Annotated in this window: 1 protein-coding gene and 1 pseudogene; both read right to left on the minus strand. The window is 49.4% G+C overall.

Translation table 11 applies throughout. The features are described from left to right. Positions 1-238 (minus strand): annotated as a pseudogene (locus R7F67_RS24305) (flagellar motor switch protein FliG); the annotation flags it as partial. Continuing rightward, on the minus strand, positions 231-1,260 hold a 1,030-nt coding region (locus R7F67_RS24310), incomplete at its 5' end, for a flagellar M-ring protein FliF (RefSeq protein ID WP_318057474.1). The gene R7F67_RS24310 and the pseudogene R7F67_RS24305, both read right to left, overlap by 8 nt.

Raw genomic sequence — 1,260 nt, forward strand, 5'->3', positions numbered from 1 at the left:
AAAACGTACGGTGCACCGCCGATACTTTCTCTTGGCTTAAATCTTTAGCACGCGCCATTGCACTACCAACGCGCTGTACTTGTTTCGGTTCTAAATGACGGATGATGCCAGCCGCATCTTGCTCATTCAGACTTAATAACAAAATGGCCGCTTTCTCTTCACCAGTAATGGTGGAGGCATCAAACTCAACTGGCATGCCTGCGCCGTTTTCATCTTGAGGTACGATATCGTTAGCCATTTTCGTTCATCCAGTTTTTCACAACTTGAGCCGCTAGCTCTGGTTCGTTCGCTACAAGTGCACGAACCGCTTTCAGTACGTCTTCATCTTTATGAAGGTTAGGCAGATCGATACTTGAACCAAATTCAAACAGCTCACTGCTTTCAATGTCGCTACCAATTAGGCTGGTTTCGCCATCGGCACCAATTGGCAAACCGTCTGGGCCGTACATTTCATCGTCGTCATCACCAGCTGGGTTAAGCAGTTTCTTCATTGCAGGGCGAACCAGTACAAGCACAACCACGATGATAACTAAAGCGCTGGCGAACCAACGAACCCAATCGTTGAAGTTCGGGTGTTCCCAAATTGGTTGGTCAACAAGCTGCTCGGTTTCTGGCTCGGCAAACTTGACGCTCAATACGTTAAGTAAATCACCACGAGATTGATCAAAGCCGACGGTGCCAATCAACACCTGACGAATCGCGTTGATTTCACCTTCCGACATTGGTGTGTAAGTCACTTCACCTGTATCTGGATTAACTTGGCGACGGTCTTTGATGGCAACCGAAACAGTCTGGCGCGCCACGGTGCCCGTTTGCTTACGCTCATGGCTAATCGTGGTATCTAGCTCGAAGTTGCGGGTCGATTCTTTACGTACAGAGCCTTGCCCCATTACCGAGCCGTCTTTCATTTGCGCGACGTCTTGCGGAATAGAAGCATCCGCCGGAGGCTGATTACTAAGCGCACCCGGAATGCCTGCTACCATGTTGCCGTTGTTGTAATCTTCTAACGCGTACTCGCTGCGGGTCGATGGCGTATTTGGGTCGAAACGTTTACGAGTTTGCTCAACCGCGCTGAAATCCATTTGGATATCCACTTGCGCGGTGTAGTTACCAAAACCAAGAATAGGCAACAGAACAGAGTCGATTTTTTCACGCAATGCTTGTTCTTGGCTGCGTTCTAACTCTTGCTCTTTACGACGCGCGGCAGATGCCGGATCTTGCGAACCAGAGCCCAACAAACGTCCATGCTGATCAGTGACG

This window comes from Vibrio sp. YT-17 (assembly GCF_033337375.1).
Classification (GTDB): domain Bacteria; phylum Pseudomonadota; class Gammaproteobacteria; order Enterobacterales; family Vibrionaceae; genus Vibrio; species Vibrio alginolyticus.